This is a genomic window from Kitasatospora sp. NPDC029312 (genome assembly GCF_055569215.1).
The window spans coordinates 21,744-36,661 of sequence record NZ_JBVHXY010000050.1; the positions used below are offsets into that span (position 1 = coordinate 21,744).

Here is a 14,918-nt window from a genome sequence, read left to right on the forward strand (position 1 = left end):
GTGGCTCACGGCAGTTGGTCCGGCACACGTGTGACGGACGCCCCGCGCACCCCGGTCAGCGGGCCTCCGCGCCCCCGCCCACGGTCTGCGTCGCCTCGCCGCGGACGTGCCCGTCACCAGTGACGATGTACTTGGTGCTGGTCAGCTCGGGCAGGCCCATCGGACCGCGGGCGTGCAGCTTCTGGGTGGAGATGCCGATCTCCGCGCCGAAGCCGAACTCACTGCCGTCGGTGAACCGGGTGGAGGCGTTGACGGCCACCGTCGTCGAGTCGACCAGCTGCGTGAAGCGGCGGGCGGCGGCCTGCGAGGTGGTGACGATCGCCTCGGTGTGGCCGGAGGACCAGCGGCGGATGTGCTCGACCGCGGCGTCCAGCGAGGGCACCACGGCCGCCGCCAGGTCGTACGAGAGGTACTCCGCGCCCCAGTCCTCCTCGGTGGCCGGCACCACGGTGGCGGCGCCGCCCTCGGCGGCCTTGAGCACCGTCTCGTCGCCGTGCACCGTCACACCGGCCTCGGCCAGGGCGGCCAGCGCCAACGGCAGGAAGGCGTCCGCGACGTCCTGGTGCACCAGCAGCGTCTCGGCCGAGTTGCAGACGCTGACCCGCTGCGCCTTGGAGTTCAGCAGGATGCCGACGGCCATCGCCAGGTCGGTCTGCGCGTCCACGTACACGTGGCAGTTGCCGGTGCCGGTCTCGATCACCGGGACGGTCGAGCCCTCGACCACGGCGCGGATGAGCGAGGCGCCGCCGCGCGGGATCAGCACGTCGACGAGGCCGCGGGCACGCATCAGCTCCTGCACCGAGTCCCGGCTCTCCCCCGGGACCAGCTGGACGACGTCGGCCGGCAGCCCGGCCGCGGCGACGGCGTCCCGCAGCACCGCGACCATCGCCGTGTTGGAGCGGTAGGCCGAGGCGGAACCGCGCAGCAGCACCGCGTTGCCGGACTTCAGGCAGAGCGCGGCGGCGTCCGCCGTGACGTTCGGCCGGGCCTCGTAGATGATGCCGACCACGCCCAGCGGCACCCGCACCTGGCGCACGTCCAGGCCGTTCGGCAGCGTGTAGCCGCGCACCACCTCGCCGACCGGGTCGGGCAGGCCGGCCACGTCGCGCACGTCGGAGGCGATCGCGGCGATCCGCTCCTCGTTCAGCGTCAGCCGGTCGATCACCGACTCCGCGGTGCCCTCCGCGCGGGCCCGGGCCACGTCCTCGGCGTTGGCCTCGATGATCTCGGCGCCGCGGGCGACCAGCGCGTCCGCCATCGACAGCAGCGCGGCGTCCTTGGTGCCGCGCGGCAGCGGGGCGAGCACGGCGGCCGCCTCCCGGGCACGGCGCGCTACGGCGAGGACGGGGCTGTCGGCGGTGGCGAGGTCGCTGGTCATGCCGCCAAGGGTAGCGACTGCGCCCGCCCCGCCCGCGGTCGTTTCGCCATCCGAACAGCCGCGCCGGGACGACCTCGGTAGCCGGCCCCCGACGCCGGTAGCCGCAGCCCAGCGGACGCGCCGGGCCTCAGTACGGGTGCACGCCGCCCAGCTGCGGCGGCGGATCGCCGAAGCCCTCCGCCACCCGTTTGTGGTACGTCGCCCGGTCGACCACTTCCAGCCCGACGATCTCCCACGGCGGCAGTTGCGCGGTCACCTTGTGCTCGCCCCACAGCCGCAGCGCGATCGCCGCCGCGTCGTGCAGGTCCCTGGCCTGCTCCCAGTACCGGATCTCGGCGTGGTCGGCCGCGTAGCGGGCGGTCAGGAAGAACGAGTGGTCGTGCGCCAGCCGCTCCAGCGAGGCCCGCAGTGCGGACAGCGGGGTGGCCTGCCCGGCCACGCTCAGCACCACGTGCCACAGCCGCGCCTGCTCGGGCACGCTGGGCGGCTCCGCCGACTCCGCACGCCGCGGTCGCACCCCGCGCACCCCGCCGGGCCCCTGCGGCGGCGGACCGGCCTGCTCGGCGGGGCCGTCTGCGCGCCCGCCGTCGATACTGGTCAGCCGCCGGCCCGCCGTCCCTCCGGTCAGCGCTGCCTCGCGCCTGCGTTCCACCGGCGGCCTCCTGTTCGGCGATGTCGTGTCGTCCCCCACCGGCCCGTCGGCCCACCGCCGACCGGTACGGCTGCGCCCCACCTCGCCGCGGCCGGGCCGCTCCCGGTACGGAGCGGCCCGCCGGCCGCGCTCCGCCGAACGGCCGGTGCCGGTCGATCGGCCGATCAGCCGCGCAGAACGACCAGGTCGTCGCGGTGGACGACCTCGCGCTCGTACGCGGCGCCGAACTCCTGGGCCAGGTCACGCGTGGACCGGCCGAGCAGGCGGGGCAACTCCCTCGCATCAAAGTTGACCAGTCCGCGGGCCACGATGTGGCCGTTTTCGGCAAGAAGGTCCACCGGATCACCCGCGGCGAAGTCCCCGTCGACCTTGGTGACCCCGGCCGGCAGCAGCGAGGCTCCGCCGGAGACGACGGCCTCCACGGCGCCCGCGTCCAGGTGCAGGGCGCCGCGCGGGCTGCTCGCGTGGGCCAGCCAGAGCATCCGGTCGGAGGTGCGGCTGCCGGTGCGCCGGAAGAGCGTTCCGGTGGGCCGTCCGGCCAGCGCGTCGGCGGCGTGGCTGGCCGCGGTGAGCACCACGGGGATGCCCGCGCCGGTCGCGATCCGGGCCGCCTCCACCTTGGTGACCATGCCGCCGGTGCCGACGCCGGCCTTGCCCGCGCTGCCGATCTCGATGCCGTCCAGGTCGTGCGGGCCGCGTACCTCGGCGATCCGGCTGGTGCCGGGCTTGGCCGGGTCGCCGTCGTAGAGGCCGTCCACGTCGGAGAGCAGCACCAGCAGGTCGGCCCGGACCAGGTGGGCGACCAGGGCGGCCAGCCGGTCGTTGTCCCCGAACTTGATTTCGGCGGTGGCGACGGTGTCGTTCTCGTTGACGACCGGCATCGCGCCCATCGCCAGCAGCTGGTCCAGGGTGCGGTACGCGTTGCGGTAGTGGGCGCGCCGGCTGGCGTCCTCGGCAGTGAGCAGCACCTGGCCGACCCGGAGGCCGTACCGGGCGAAGGAGGCGGTGTACCGGGCGACCAGCAGCCCCTGGCCGACGCTGGCCGCGGCCTGCTGGCGGGCCAGGTCCTTGGGGCGCTTGTCGAGGCCGAGCGGGGCGAGCCCGGCGGCGATGGCGCCGGAGGAGACGAGGACGACCTCGGGGGCGGCCGGGCGCGCGCGCACCCTGGCGAGCGCGTCCACCAGGGCGTCGACCCGGTCGGCGTCCAGGCCACCGGCCGCCGTGGTGAGTGAGGAGGAGCCGACCTTGACCACGATCCGGCGTGCGGTCAGCACCTCCTCCCGCAGTGAGTCCTCGCTCATCTCGCTGTACGCCCTTCCGGTGTGGTGCGGGTGCGGCGGGCCGGGCCCGGCCGTCAATCCCGAAATCTACGCGATCCGCGCAGGTCGCCCGCGGCGCGTTCCACCGGCTGGACCCGGCCCGGCCCCGGCCTCGCCACCACCGGGCCACCAAATCCGTTGAATTCCAAGGTCGCTGACCAAACATCAGATCGTAAGGTGCGTCACCCACCAACGGCCGGGACGCCGAACGACGCGGACGGCCCCGCCACCCTTGTCAGGTGGCGGGGCCGTCCGCGTAAGCACTCGGCTCAGTGGTGCTCGCCGGCTCGCGCCGGTCCTCGTCACTCCTCGTCGTCGCCCTCGATGGCGGCCTGGCGGCCGCTGGAGAGCGCCTCGAAGGCGAGGAACTCGGCCTCGGCGGCGTCCCGGCCCTTCTGCTTATCGCGGCGGCGGTCGACCGCCGGGCGCGGGTTCTCGAACCGGTGGTCCTCACCGCGACGGCCGAGCATCTCGGCGCCGGCGGCCATGGTCGGCTCCCAGTCGAAGACGACGGCGTTCTCCTCGGGACCGATGATGACGGTGTCGCCCTCCTGCGCCCCGACCTTCCACAGCTGCTCCTCGACGCCGAGGCGGGCCAGCCGGTCGGCGAGGTAGCCGACGGCCTCGTCGTTCGAGAAGTCGGTCTGGCGGACCCAGCGCTCCGGCTTGACGCCGCGGATGTGGAAGGCGCCGTCCTCCTCGGTGATGGTGAAGCCCGCGTCGTCCACGGCCTTGGGCCGCAGCACGATCCGGGTGGACTCCTCGGCCGGCTTGGCGGCCCGCGCCTCGGCGACGATCTTCGCCACGGCGAAGCTCAGCTCGCGCAGGCCCTTGCGGGAGGCGGCGGAGACCTCGAACACCTGGTAGCCGCGCTCCTCCAGCGAGGCCCGGGTGAGGTCGGCGATGTCCTGGCCGTCCGGCACGTCCACCTTGTTGAGCGCGACCAGGCGCGGACGGTCCTCCAGGCCCCCGTACTCGGCGAGCTCGGACTCGATGGTCTCCAGGTCGCTCAGCGGGTCGCGGCCGGGCTCGAGGGTGGCGCAGTCCAGGACGTGCACCAGCACCGAGCAGCGCTCGACGTGCCGCAGGAACTCCAGGCCCAGGCCGCGGCCCTGGCTGGCACCCGGGATCAGGCCCGGCACGTCGGCGATGGTGTAGACGGTGTCGCCGGCGGTGACCACCCCGAGGTTGGGGACCAGGGTGGTGAACGGGTAGTCCGCGATCTTCGGCTTGGCGGCGGAGAGCACCGAGATCAGCGAGGACTTGCCGGCGCTCGGGTAGCCCACCAGGGCCACGTCGGCGACGGACTTGAGCTCCATCACGATGTCGCGGGCCTCGCCGGGCTCGCCGAGCAGCGCGAAGCCGGGGGCCTTGCGGCGCGCCGAGGCGAGCGCGGCGTTGCCGAGGCCGCCGCGGCCGCCCTGGGCGGCCACGAAGCTGGTGCCGTGGCCGACGAGGTCCGCCAGCACGTTGCCCTTGCGGTCCAGGACGACGGTGCCGTCCGGCACCAGCAGGACGAGGTCCTCGCCGTCCGCGCCGGTGCGGTTGCCGCCCGCGCCCGGCTTGCCGTTGGTGGCCTTGCGCTTCGGCGAGTGGTGGTACTCGAGCAGGGTGGTGACCTGCGAGTCCACGGTGAGGATGACGCTGCCGCCCTCACCGCCGTTGCCGCCGTCCGGGCCGCCGAGCGGCTTGAACTTCTCCCGGTGCACGGAGGCGCAGCCGTGGCCCCCGTTACCCGCGGCGACATGAAGTTCGACGCGGTCCACGAAGGTGGTCATGGGTGTGCCTCCAGTACGGATGAGTCTGCTTGTCTGCTGGGTAAAGCGCGAAGGGCGGACCGGAACATTCCGGCCCACCCTTCGCTGTGAGTCCCCTAGGCGACTCGGGAGTCCGCGTGGACTCAGGCCTCGACGGCCACGACGTTGACGACCTTGCGGCCGCGGCGGTTGCCGAACTGCACGGCACCGGCGGTCAGCGCGAAGAGGGTGTCGTCGCCACCGCGACCGACGCCCGCACCCGGGTGGAAGTGGGTGCCACGCTGGCGGACGAGGATCTCGCCGGCCGAGACGACCTGGCCGCCGAAGCGCTTCACGCCGAGGCGCTGGGCGTTCGAGTCACGGCCGTTACGGGTAGAGCTTGCGCCCTTCTTGTGTGCCATATCTCGCTATCCCCTTACTTGCTGACCGAGTCGATGCTGGTGATGCGCACCGCGGTGTGCTTCTGACGGTGACCCTGACGACGGCGGTAGCCGGTCTTGTTCTTGTAGCGCAGGATGACGATCTTGTCGCCCTTGGTCTGGTCGACCACCTCGGCGTGAGCCTTCACGCCGGCCAGGACCCACGGGTCGGAGGTGACGGCGTCACCGTCGACGACCAGGATGGTCGAGAGCTCGACCGAGTCACCCGCCTTGGCCTCGATACGGTCAATCTCCAGCACGTCGCCGACGGCGACCTTGTGCTGGCGGCCGCCTGCGCGAACGATCGCGTACATGCGGTACCCACTTTCCTAACTCGGTCGGAACCCCCGACGCCAGCCACCTGGGTACGGACACAGGGGCCTCTTCCCGATCGCCGCGCGCGTGCGCGCTGCCCTCGGGAAGGTGATGTGCTCGGGAGCGTGGCGTAGACACGCCGAAGGTCAAGAATACGGACCGACCGCCCATGGGGCAAACCGGCCCGTACGGCCCGGGGTGGAAGGGCTCCCACCCCGGGCTCGGGCACTACTCGGACGCCGTATCACCCTCGGCGGCCGCGGCCTTCTTGGCCGCCGCGCTGGTCCGCTTGGTCGCGGTCTTGCGGGCGGTGGTCTTCTTGGCCGCCGTGGCCGTCTTCTTGGCGGCGGTCTTCTTCGCGGCGGTCTTGCGGGCGGCCCGCTTCTTCGGCGCCGGGGCCTCCTCGGCGGGCGCCTCCTCCGCGGCCGGGGCCTCGGCGGGCTCGGCGGGCTCGGCGGCCGGAGCCTCGGCGGCCGGGGTCTCGACGACCACGGTCTCCTCGACGACGACCTGCTCGGCGCCCTCGGGCCCGGTCTCGGCGACGGCTTCCGCGACCGCCTCGGCGGCGGTCTCCGCGGCGGCCTCGACCGTCGGCGCGGCGGCGGCCAGGGCCGCCTCCAGCGCCGCATCGGCCTTCGCCTGAAGCACCACGATCTCGGCGGCCTGCGGCGAGCCGGCCGGAGCCGTCGCCTTGCGCACCGCGCGGCGGCGGGTACGGCCCGCCGGAGCGGCGGCCGGGGCCTCCGCCACCGGGGCCTCCTCGGCCTTCGGGGCCACCACCGGGGCGGCCTCGGTCACCGCGGGCTCCGCCACCGGGGTCTCGACGCCCGGGACCTCCAGGGCCAGCTGGCCCTCGATCTCCTCGCGCACCGGCTCGGCGGCCTCTTCCACGTCCTCGGCGGCCTCCACGACCGTCTCGGCCACGGCGGCCTCGACGGCCTGCGGCTCCTCGTGAACGGCCCCGCCCTTGCCCCGGCGACGGCGCTTGCCGCTGCCCGAGGTCTCGCCCGAGGCCGCGGCCGGGGCGTGGACGTGGGCGCTCGGCTGCTCCATGTGGACGATCACGCCGCGGCCGTTGCAGTGCACGCAGGGCTCGGAGAAGGACTCCAGCAAGCCCTGGCCGACCCGCTTGCGGGTCATCTGGACCAGGCCCAGCGAGGTGACCTCGGCCACCTGGTGCTTGGTCCGGTCCCGGCCCAGGCACTCCAGCAGGCGGCGCAGCACCAGGTCGCGGTTGGACTCCAGGACCATGTCGATGAAGTCGATCACGATGATGCCGCCGAGGTCGCGCAGCCGCAGCTGGCGCACGATCTCCTCGGCCGCCTCGATGTTGTTCCGGGTGACCGTCTCCTCCAGGTTCCCGCCCTGGCCGACGAACTTGCCGGTGTTGACGTCGATGACGACCATCGCCTCGGTGCGGTCGATCACCAGCGAGCCGCCACTGGGCAGCCAGACCTTGCGGTCCAGCGCCTTCATCAGCTGCTCGTCGATCCGGTAGGTGGCGAACACGTCCACCTCGGAGGTCCACCGCTGGAGCCGCTCGGCGAGGTCCGGGGCCACGTTGGTGACGTACTCGTGGATGGTCTTCCACGCCTCGTCACCGGAGACGATGACCTTGGTGAAGTCCTCGTTGAAGATGTCGCGGACGACCCGGACGGTCATGTCCGGCTCGCCGTACAGCAGCGCCGGGGCGTTGCCGGTCGCGGCCTTCTTCTGGATGTCCTCCCACTGCTGCTGGAGGCGCTGGACGTCGCGGGTCAGCTCGTCCTCGGAGGCGCCCTCGGCGGCGGTGCGCACGATCACGCCCGCGTCGTCCGGAACGATCTTCTTGAGGATCTGCTTCAGGCGCGCGCGCTCGTTCTCGGGCAGCTTGCGCGAGATGCCGGTCATCGAGCCCTCGGGCACGTACACCAGGTAGCGGCCGGGCAGCGAGATCTGGCTGGTCAGGCGGGCGCCCTTGTGGCCGATCGGGTCCTTGGAGACCTGCACCAGCACGGACTGGCCGGACTTCAGCACCGACTCGATCCGGCGCGGGCCGCCGTGGCCGCCCAGCGAGCCGAAGTTGACCTCACCGGCGTACAGCACCGCGTTGCGGCCCTTGCCGATGTCGACGAACGCGGCCTCCATCGACGGCAGCACGTTCTGGACCTTGCCCAGGTAGACGTTGCCGACGTACGAGGTGGCCTGCTCCTTGTTGACGTAGTGCTCGACCAGCACGCCGTCCTCGAGGACGCCGATCTGGGTCCGCTGGCCGTTCTGGCGCACCACCATGACGCGCTCGACCGACTCCCGGCGGGCCAGGAACTCGGCCTCGGTGATGATCGGCACCCGGCGGCGGCCCAGCTCGCGGCCCTCCCGGCGGCGCTGCTTCTTCGCCTCCAGACGGGTCGAGCCCTTGATGGACTGCACCTCGTCCGGGTCGAAGGACGGCTCGGTGGAGCGGCGGCGCGGCTCGCGCACCTTCACCACCGTGCGGATGCCGTCCTCGGTGGTCTCGGCGACCTCCACGTCGCCGGCCTCACCGCTGCGGCGGCGACGGCGGCGACGGCGGCGCGACGAGGACAGGCCCGCGGCCAGGTCGTCGTCCTCGTCCTCCTCCTCCTCGGCGATGGCCTCGGCCGGCTCCCCGACGGTGGGCTGCTCGGTCTCGACGGCGGCCTCGGACTCCTCGGCCTCGCCACGACGGCGGCGACGGCCACCTCGACGGCGACGGCGGGACGGACGGCCGTCGTCCTCCCAGTCGCCCTCGGTCTCCGGACCGGCGGCGGGAGCCTCGACTGCGGGCGCCTCGACGACGGCGGGGGCCTGGACGACCGGAGCCGCCTGGACCGGAGCCGGCTGGACCGGCGCCTGGACCCGCGTCTGGGCCGACGCCTGGGCGGCCGCCTTGCGGCGGTTCGGCTCCACCCGGGTGCGGACCCGGCGGCGGCGGCCGACGCCGCTGTACTCGTACTCGTCCTCCTCGCGCTCGGCGGCGGCCGGGGCCACCGCCTGCGCCGGGGCGGCGGCGGACTGCTGCGGCGCGGTGGGCGCGACGTAGGGGGCGGGCTCCTGGAAGACCGGAGCCTGGAAGACCGCGGTGGCCGGGCGGACGGCGCGGCGGCGCACCCGGTGGTGCGGCTCGGCCTCGGCGGCCGGGGCGGGCGCGGCGGCCGGCTCGGCGGCGGGGGCCTCGACGGCCTCCTCCTCCGCGGGCTCCTCCTCCGCGGCGGGCTCCTCGACCACCGGCTCCTCGACCGGGGCCTCGACCACCGGCGCGGCCTCGACCACACGACGGCGGCGGGGGCGGCGGGCCGGAGCCGCAGGGGCCTCCTCGGCCACCGGCTCGGCGACGGCCGGCTCCTCGACGGCGGCGGGGGCCTCGGCAGCGGCAGAGACCTCGGCGGCAGCGGGCGCCTCGACGGCGGGCGCGCCGGCCGGAGCCTCGGCCCGCTTGCGGGCACGGCGGGCCCGAGCGGGCTTCTCCGCCTGCTCCGGCTTCTCGACCTTCGTAGTCTTCTCGGCCTTCGTAGTCTTCTCGACCTGCTCAGCCTGCTCGGCCGGCTGGTCCTTCTCCTCCGCCGGGGCCGCTCCGGCCTCCGACCGGGTGACCGCGGCCGCCTCCGGGGCACCAGCCGGCGCCTCGGCACGCTTGCGGGTACGGCGGGCCCGAGCGGGCTTCTCGGCCACCGGGGCCGGCTCGGCCTCCGGGGACGCCGCAGCGGGCACCTCGTGCGCCTCGGCCGGGACGACCGTCTCGGCCACCTCGGCGGCCGCACCCTGCGGGGTGCCCGCCGGGCGGGACACCGCCCGGCGACGACGGCGCGGCGGCGCGGCGGACGCGCCCTCACCGCCGGTCGCGGCGGATTCGTTCTGTTCCGTGACCGCAGTCTGCTGCGGATCGGTGTTATCGAGCATGCGGGTGGATCTCCCGTCAGGCCCCCGGGCTCCACATCCGGGCACGGCTCGACACCGGTGGGCGGCCGGCATCACGACGATGCTCGGGCCGGACCCTTTCACGGTGCCGCCGCGCGGACGCGAGGCCGCACAGGGGCTCGTAGTCTCGCTCGGCGCCCCGCGCTCGGCGGGGTGTCGAAAGTCTTCTGGTCTGACCAGTCTTCTGAGGTTTTCCCAAGCTGTGCCGTCCCCCAACCCCGGGTGGCTCCCGGAAGGGGTCCCGGGCCACCGACCGTCCTGGTCGGCGGCCCCGAGTGGCCGGCCTGTGCTGCGACGACGCTCGCTCCCCTGGGGAGCCGCGGGAACCCTGGAGGACCATCGGGTCCAGTGAGGCACTGGACCCGGCCTCCGCCCGCTAGGCGGACGCGGTGCGCGCGGCCCGGCGGCCGTTTCTCAGCCAGTCGGGGCCGCGGCGCGGTCGAGCGCCAGCGGGTCGGTCACCGTGCCGGACTCCTCGTCGAGCGGCCCCTGCGCCAGCCTGGTCACCTCTGCGGGGACCGGCGGCGCCAGGTCGGCCGTCGCACGGAGACCGGACAATACGTCGTCGGGTCGTACGGCGGGTGTGGCGTGTCGTACTACCAGGCGCAGTATCGCACAGGGACGGCCGGTCCGAACATCGTGGTCGGTTCCGGAGGCCGTGTCCGCACCGCCGTCGACCTGCGACTCGACGACTCCGAGCGCGGCCACCGCGGCCCGCGCGTCGAAGACCCGCACGCCGTTCTTGGTCCGGCGCTCGACCTCGACCCGCTCCTCGGCGAGGAACTTCTCCGCGGCCCGGGCCGCCTGGTCCGGCTCGACGCCGTCCAGCCGGACCAGCCACTCGGAGGCTTCCAGGCGCTCCACGAAGTTCGACGTCCGCACCTCGACCGCGTCGATCACGTCCAGGCCCGCCGGCAATGACTCGTCCAGTTGCGCCCGCAGCTGCTCCGGGTCACGGAGGGCAGCCAGACCGATCTCCAGGTACTCCGCCTCACTCGCCACCCCGGTCGGGGCCGCGTTGGCGTAGGAGACCTTCGGGTGCGGGGTGAAGCCGGCCGAGTAGGCCATCGGAACGGCGGACCGGCGCAGGGCGCGCTCGAAGGCGCGCTGGAAGTCGCGGTGGCTGGTGAAGCGGAGCCGGCCCCGCTTGGTGTAGCGGAGACGAATCCGCTGCACCGTCGGCGCGGGCGGCGGACCGTCGGGCGTACGGCGTGCCAGGGTCGCTCAGTCCTTTAGTCAAGTTTCCCCGTCCGGCGCGGCAGGTTTCCCTCCACTGCCCGGACGCTGTCACCTCAAAGGGTACGCGCCCCACCGCACCCCTCGCTCCGCCCCTGGTCACCCCACACCCCGGCCCCCGCCCGGATCACACCGAACGGGGGCCGACGGCACGGGCGACGCTACTTGTTGACGACCGTCAGCGGCAGCAGCTTCTTGCCGGTGGGGCCGATCTGGATGTGGGTGTCCATCTGCGGACACACGCCGCAGTCGAAGCACGGGGTCCAGCGGCAGTCGTCGACCTCGACCTCCTCCAGGGCGTCCTGCCAGTCCTCCCACAGCCAGTCCTTGTCGAGGCCGCTGTCCAGGTGGTCCCAGGGCAGCACCTCCTCGTAGGAGCGTTCGCGGGTGGTGTACCAGTCGACGTCGACGCCGGTGCCGGCCAGGCCCTTCTCGGCGCAGGCCATCCAGCGGTCGTAGGAGAAGTACTCGCGCCAGCCGTCGAAGCGGCCGCCGTCCTCGTAGACGGCCCGGATGACGGCGCCGACCCGACGGTCGCCGCGGGAGAGCAGGCCCTCGATGATGCCCGGCTTGCCGTCGTGGTAGCGGTAGCCGATGTTCTTGCCGTACTTGCGGTCGCCGCGGATCGAGTCGCGCAGCTTGGCCAGGCGGGCGTCGGTGGCCTCGGCGGACAGCTGGGGGGCCCACTGGAACGGGGTGTGCGGCTTGGGCACGAACCCGCCGATGGAGACGGTGCAGCGGATGTCGTTCTGGCCGGTGACCTCGCGGCCCTTCTGGATGACGTTCTTCGCCATCTCGCCGATCTGGAGCACGTCCTCGTCGGTCTCGGTGGGCAGGCCGCACATGAAGTACAGCTTCACCTGGCGCCAGCCGTTGCCGTAGGCGGTGGCGACGGTGCGGATCAGGTCCTCCTCCGACACCATCTTGTTGATCACCTTGCGCATGCGCTCGCTGCCGCCCTCGGGGGCGAAGGTGAGGCCGGAGCGGCGGCCGTTGCGGGACAGCTCGTTGGCGAGGTCGATGTTGAAGGCGTCCACGCGGGTGGACGGCAGCGACAGGCCGATCTTGTCCTCGGTGTAGCGGTCGGCCAGGCCCTTGGCGATCTCGCCGATCTCGGTGTGGTCAGCGCTGGACAGCGACAGCAGGCCGACCTCCTCGAAGCCGGTCGCCTTCAACCCGCGCTCGACCATGTCGCCGATGCCGGTGATGCTTCGCTCCCGCACGGGGCGCGTGATCATGCCTGCCTGGCAGAAGCGGCAGCCGCGGGTGCAGCCGCGGAAGATCTCCACGGACATCCGCTCGTGCACCGTCTCCGCGAGCGGGACCAGCGGCTGCTTGGGGTACGGCCACTCGTCCAGGTCCATCACGGTGTGCTTGGACACCCGCCACGGCACGCCCGGGGCGTTCGGCACGACGCGGCCGATCCGGCCGTCGGCCAGGTACTCCACGTCGTAGAACTTCGGCACGTACACGCCGCCGGTACGGGCCAGGCGCAGCAGCAGCTCGTCGCGGCCGCCGGGGCGGCCCTCGGCCTTCCAGGCGCGGATGATCTCCGTGATGTCGAGGACGGCCTGCTCGCCGTCGCCGATCACCGCGCAGTCCAGGAAGTCCGCGATCGGCTCCGGGTTGAAGGCCGCGTGGCCGCCGGCGAGGACGATCGGGTCCTCGTCGGTGCGGTCCTTGGCCTCCAGCGGGATGCCGGCCAGGTCGAGCGCGGTCAGCATGTTGGTGTAGCCGAGCTCGGTGGAGAACGAGAGGCCGAAGACGTCGAAGGCCTTCACCGGGCGGTGGGCGTCCACGGTGAACTGCGGGACGCCGTGCTCCCGCATCAGCGCCTCCAGGTCCGGCCAGACGCTGTAGGTGCGCTCGGCCAGCACACCCTCGCGCTCGTTGAGCACCTCGTAGAGGATCATGACGCCCTGGTTGGGCAGGCCGACCTCGTAGGCGTCGGGGTACATCAACGCCCAGCGGACGTCGCAGGCGTCCCAGTCCTTGACGGTCGAGTTGAGCTCGCCGCCGACGTACTGGATCGGCTTCTGGACGTGCGGGAGGAGGGCCTCCAGGCGTGGGAAGACCGATTCGACAGTCATGTACTAGGAACCCTTACGACGTGATTCGGTGCCGCGATCCGGCACGGGAGGGGTGACCCTCAAGGGTAGCCCAATCCGGGGAACGACCCGTCGGCCCGGGAGCCGCACCGGCGGCCGCCGGGCCCGTGGTGCGCCCGGGCGCGAGCCGCGCCGCCGCACCCGCTGGTGCCCGCCCGCGTCCGCTCCGGCACGCACGGTGCGCCGAGCGCCGACCGGCGCCGTCCGCCGTTGACAGGCCCGGCGGGGCGTGCGGTACTGGCAGGGCCCTGCCCAAGGCCCTGCACCCCCTTCCGGAGACGGGAGTTGGGTCGTACGCTCGGCCCGCGCCGACTCCCCGGCGGCCCGTCCCCCGCCCCGCGAGGCCCCCTCCCCCGGCCGCGCAGAGCCCGTCCCCGGCCCGCAGGCCGCGTCCGGTGGCGCAGCACGCCCGCGCCCCGGCGGCCGTACGGCCGGTCGCAAGGAGAACCATGACCGACACCGGTCGGCGGGTCCGGCCCCTGCGGACCCGCGACACCGGGCCGGCCCGCTACCCCACGCAGGCCCAGGCCGAGGCCGCGGCCCGACGGCTCGCTCTGCGCCGCCCGGACCGCTGCCGGCTGCGCGAGGTCGGCCGCTCCCGGGCCGGGCGCCCGCTGCTGCTGCTCTCGGTGGACCGCGGGCCGCGGGCCGTCCTGGTGGTGGGCGGCCCGCACCCCAACGAGCCGGTCGGCACGGCCGCCGCGGTCCGGCTGGCCGAGGTGCTGTTGGAGCGTCCCGCGCGGCCCGGCCTGTCCTGGCACCTGCTGCTGTGCCTGGATCCGGACGGCGCCGCGCTCAACGCGGGCTGGCTGGACGGTCCGCTCACCATGGGCCGCCACTACGAGCACTTCTTCCGCCCGGCCTTCGAGGAGCAGCCGGAGCTGCTGCCCGCGCCCGGCTCCGGTCGGCCGCCGATGCCGGAGAGCCTGGCGCTGACCGGGCTGATCGACGAGCTGCGCCCGTTCCTGCAGTGCTCGCTGCACGGCGTGGACTTCGGCGGCGCCTTCGTCCAGCTGACCAACCCGGTGCCGGGCCTGTCCGAGCGTTTCGCCCGCTCCGCCGAGCGGGCCGGGCTGCCGCTCGACGTGGATTCCTACGACGCCGTCGGCTGGGCCAGCCCCGCCCCCGGCACCTATCTGATGCCGCGGCCCGGCAGCGGGGGCACCTCCCGGGCGCTGCCGGACGAGCCCGAGCTGTCGACCTGGTCCTACGCGGCCAGGTACGGCGGGGTCACCGCCGTGCTGGAGGTCCCGATGTGGGCGGTGGACGCCGTCGGCGACGCCGGCCCGCATCCGGCCGGGCCGCAGGCCGTCGGCGGGGCGGCCCGGGCGCTGACCGCGCGCACCGGGGAGCTGGCCGAGTTGCTCGCCCAGGTCCCGGCGCGGGCACGGGAGAGCCACGGCGCGCTGGTGCGCACCGCCGAGTTCAACCTGGCGGTCGCTCCACGGGTCGCCGAGGAGTGGCTGGAGCTGTGGTGTCCGGGGCCGTTGAGCGTCTCCCGGGCGACCACCGCGGGGCTGGTCGCCGCCCGGCTGCCGCTGCGGGTCGCCTCGGTCCTGCTGCGCCTGCTCTCCGATGCCCGCGGCCCGGGAGCGGAGGCGGCCCGGGAGCGCGCCCGGGCGGTGGTCGCCGACAGTCTGGACCGGCTGCGGCACCGATTCGGCGCCCGCTGGGTCCCGGTGCAGGAGCAGCTGGCCCACCAGACCCGCGCGGTGCTCGCCGCCGCCGACTGCCTGCTGCTCTTGCCCTGATGCATCGTCAACTTACTACCGTCGCACGGAAAAGGGCCGGTCCGGAGGATCCCGGACCGGCCCCGCTA

At 73.9% G+C, this 14,918-nt stretch carries 10 protein-coding genes; 1 reads left to right on the top strand and 9 read right to left on the bottom strand.

Annotated features, from left to right (window positions below):
- Window positions 1–55 precede the first annotated feature (55 nt).
- The 9 genes from ACZ4WV_RS30355 to ACZ4WV_RS30395 form a co-directional block, all read right to left on the bottom strand.
- Window positions 56–1,378, bottom strand: coding sequence for a glutamate-5-semialdehyde dehydrogenase (locus ACZ4WV_RS30355; protein ID WP_465751842.1), 1,323 nt, complete (start codon window positions 1,376–1,378; stop codon window positions 56–58).
- Window positions 1,379–1,505: 127 nt separating this feature from the next.
- Window positions 1,506–2,030, bottom strand: coding sequence for a hypothetical protein (locus ACZ4WV_RS30360; RefSeq protein ID WP_465751843.1), 525 nt, complete (start codon window positions 2,028–2,030; stop codon window positions 1,506–1,508).
- Between the two features lie 164 nt (window positions 2,031–2,194).
- Complete coding sequence (gene proB / locus ACZ4WV_RS30365) at window positions 2,195–3,331, bottom strand: glutamate 5-kinase (RefSeq protein WP_465751844.1); 1,137 nt, start codon at window positions 3,329–3,331, stop codon at window positions 2,195–2,197.
- 320 nt (window positions 3,332–3,651) lie between these two features.
- Window positions 3,652–5,127: a GTPase ObgE gene (gene obgE / locus ACZ4WV_RS30370; protein ID WP_465751845.1), complete on the bottom strand. Its 1,476-nt coding sequence runs from the start codon at window positions 5,125–5,127 to the stop codon at window positions 3,652–3,654.
- A gap of 122 nt (window positions 5,128–5,249) precedes the next feature.
- Window positions 5,250–5,507: a 50S ribosomal protein L27 gene (gene rpmA / locus ACZ4WV_RS30375; RefSeq protein WP_391489834.1), complete on the bottom strand. Its 258-nt coding sequence runs from the start codon at window positions 5,505–5,507 to the stop codon at window positions 5,250–5,252.
- A 14-nt stretch (window positions 5,508–5,521) separates the two neighbouring features.
- Window positions 5,522–5,839 (bottom strand): 50S ribosomal protein L21, encoded by a 318-nt coding sequence (gene rplU, locus ACZ4WV_RS30380; protein ID WP_465751846.1) that lies wholly within the window; start codon window positions 5,837–5,839, stop codon window positions 5,522–5,524.
- Window positions 5,840–6,068: 229 nt separating this feature from the next.
- Window positions 6,069–9,737, bottom strand: coding sequence for an Rne/Rng family ribonuclease (locus ACZ4WV_RS30385; RefSeq protein WP_465751847.1), 3,669 nt, complete (start codon window positions 9,735–9,737; stop codon window positions 6,069–6,071).
- A gap of 432 nt (window positions 9,738–10,169) precedes the next feature.
- Window positions 10,170–10,931 carry a TIGR03936 family radical SAM-associated protein gene (locus ACZ4WV_RS30390; RefSeq protein ID WP_465751848.1) on the bottom strand — a complete coding sequence of 254 codons (762 nt, stop codon included), beginning with the start codon at window positions 10,929–10,931 and terminating at the stop codon, window positions 10,170–10,172.
- A gap of 221 nt (window positions 10,932–11,152) precedes the next feature.
- Window positions 11,153–13,081, bottom strand: coding sequence for a TIGR03960 family B12-binding radical SAM protein (locus tag ACZ4WV_RS30395; protein WP_465751849.1), 1,929 nt, complete (start codon window positions 13,079–13,081; stop codon window positions 11,153–11,155).
- 467 nt (window positions 13,082–13,548) lie between these two features.
- Here ACZ4WV_RS30395 and ACZ4WV_RS30400 point away from each other — a divergent pair, with 467 nt between their 5' ends.
- Entirely contained in the window at window positions 13,549–14,850 is a 1,302-nt protein-coding gene (locus tag ACZ4WV_RS30400; protein ID WP_465751850.1) for a M14 family zinc carboxypeptidase, read from the top strand.
- Window positions 14,851–14,918: the final 68 nt, after the last annotated feature.

Excerpts from the sequence above, each read along its gene's own strand:
- ACZ4WV_RS30355 (WP_465751842.1), bottom strand. The coding sequence starts at position 1,378 with ATGACCAGCGACCTCGCCACCGCCGACAGCCCCGTCCTCGCCGTAGCG.
- proB (WP_465751844.1), bottom strand. The coding sequence starts at position 3,331 with ATGAGCGAGGACTCACTGCGGGAGGAGGTGCTGACCGCACGCCGGATC.
- obgE (WP_465751845.1), bottom strand. The coding sequence starts at position 5,127 with ATGACCACCTTCGTGGACCGCGTCGAACTTCATGTCGCCGCGGGTAAC.
- rpmA (WP_391489834.1), bottom strand. The coding sequence starts at position 5,507 with ATGGCACACAAGAAGGGCGCAAGCTCTACCCGTAACGGCCGTGACTCG.
- rplU (WP_465751846.1), bottom strand. The coding sequence starts at position 5,839 with ATGTACGCGATCGTTCGCGCAGGCGGCCGCCAGCACAAGGTCGCCGTC.
- ACZ4WV_RS30385 (WP_465751847.1), bottom strand. The coding sequence starts at position 9,737 with ATGCTCGATAACACCGATCCGCAGCAGACTGCGGTCACGGAACAGAAC.
- ACZ4WV_RS30395 (WP_465751849.1), bottom strand. The coding sequence starts at position 13,081 with ATGACTGTCGAATCGGTCTTCCCACGCCTGGAGGCCCTCCTCCCGCAC.
- ACZ4WV_RS30400 (WP_465751850.1), top strand. The coding sequence starts at position 13,549 with ATGACCGACACCGGTCGGCGGGTCCGGCCCCTGCGGACCCGCGACACC.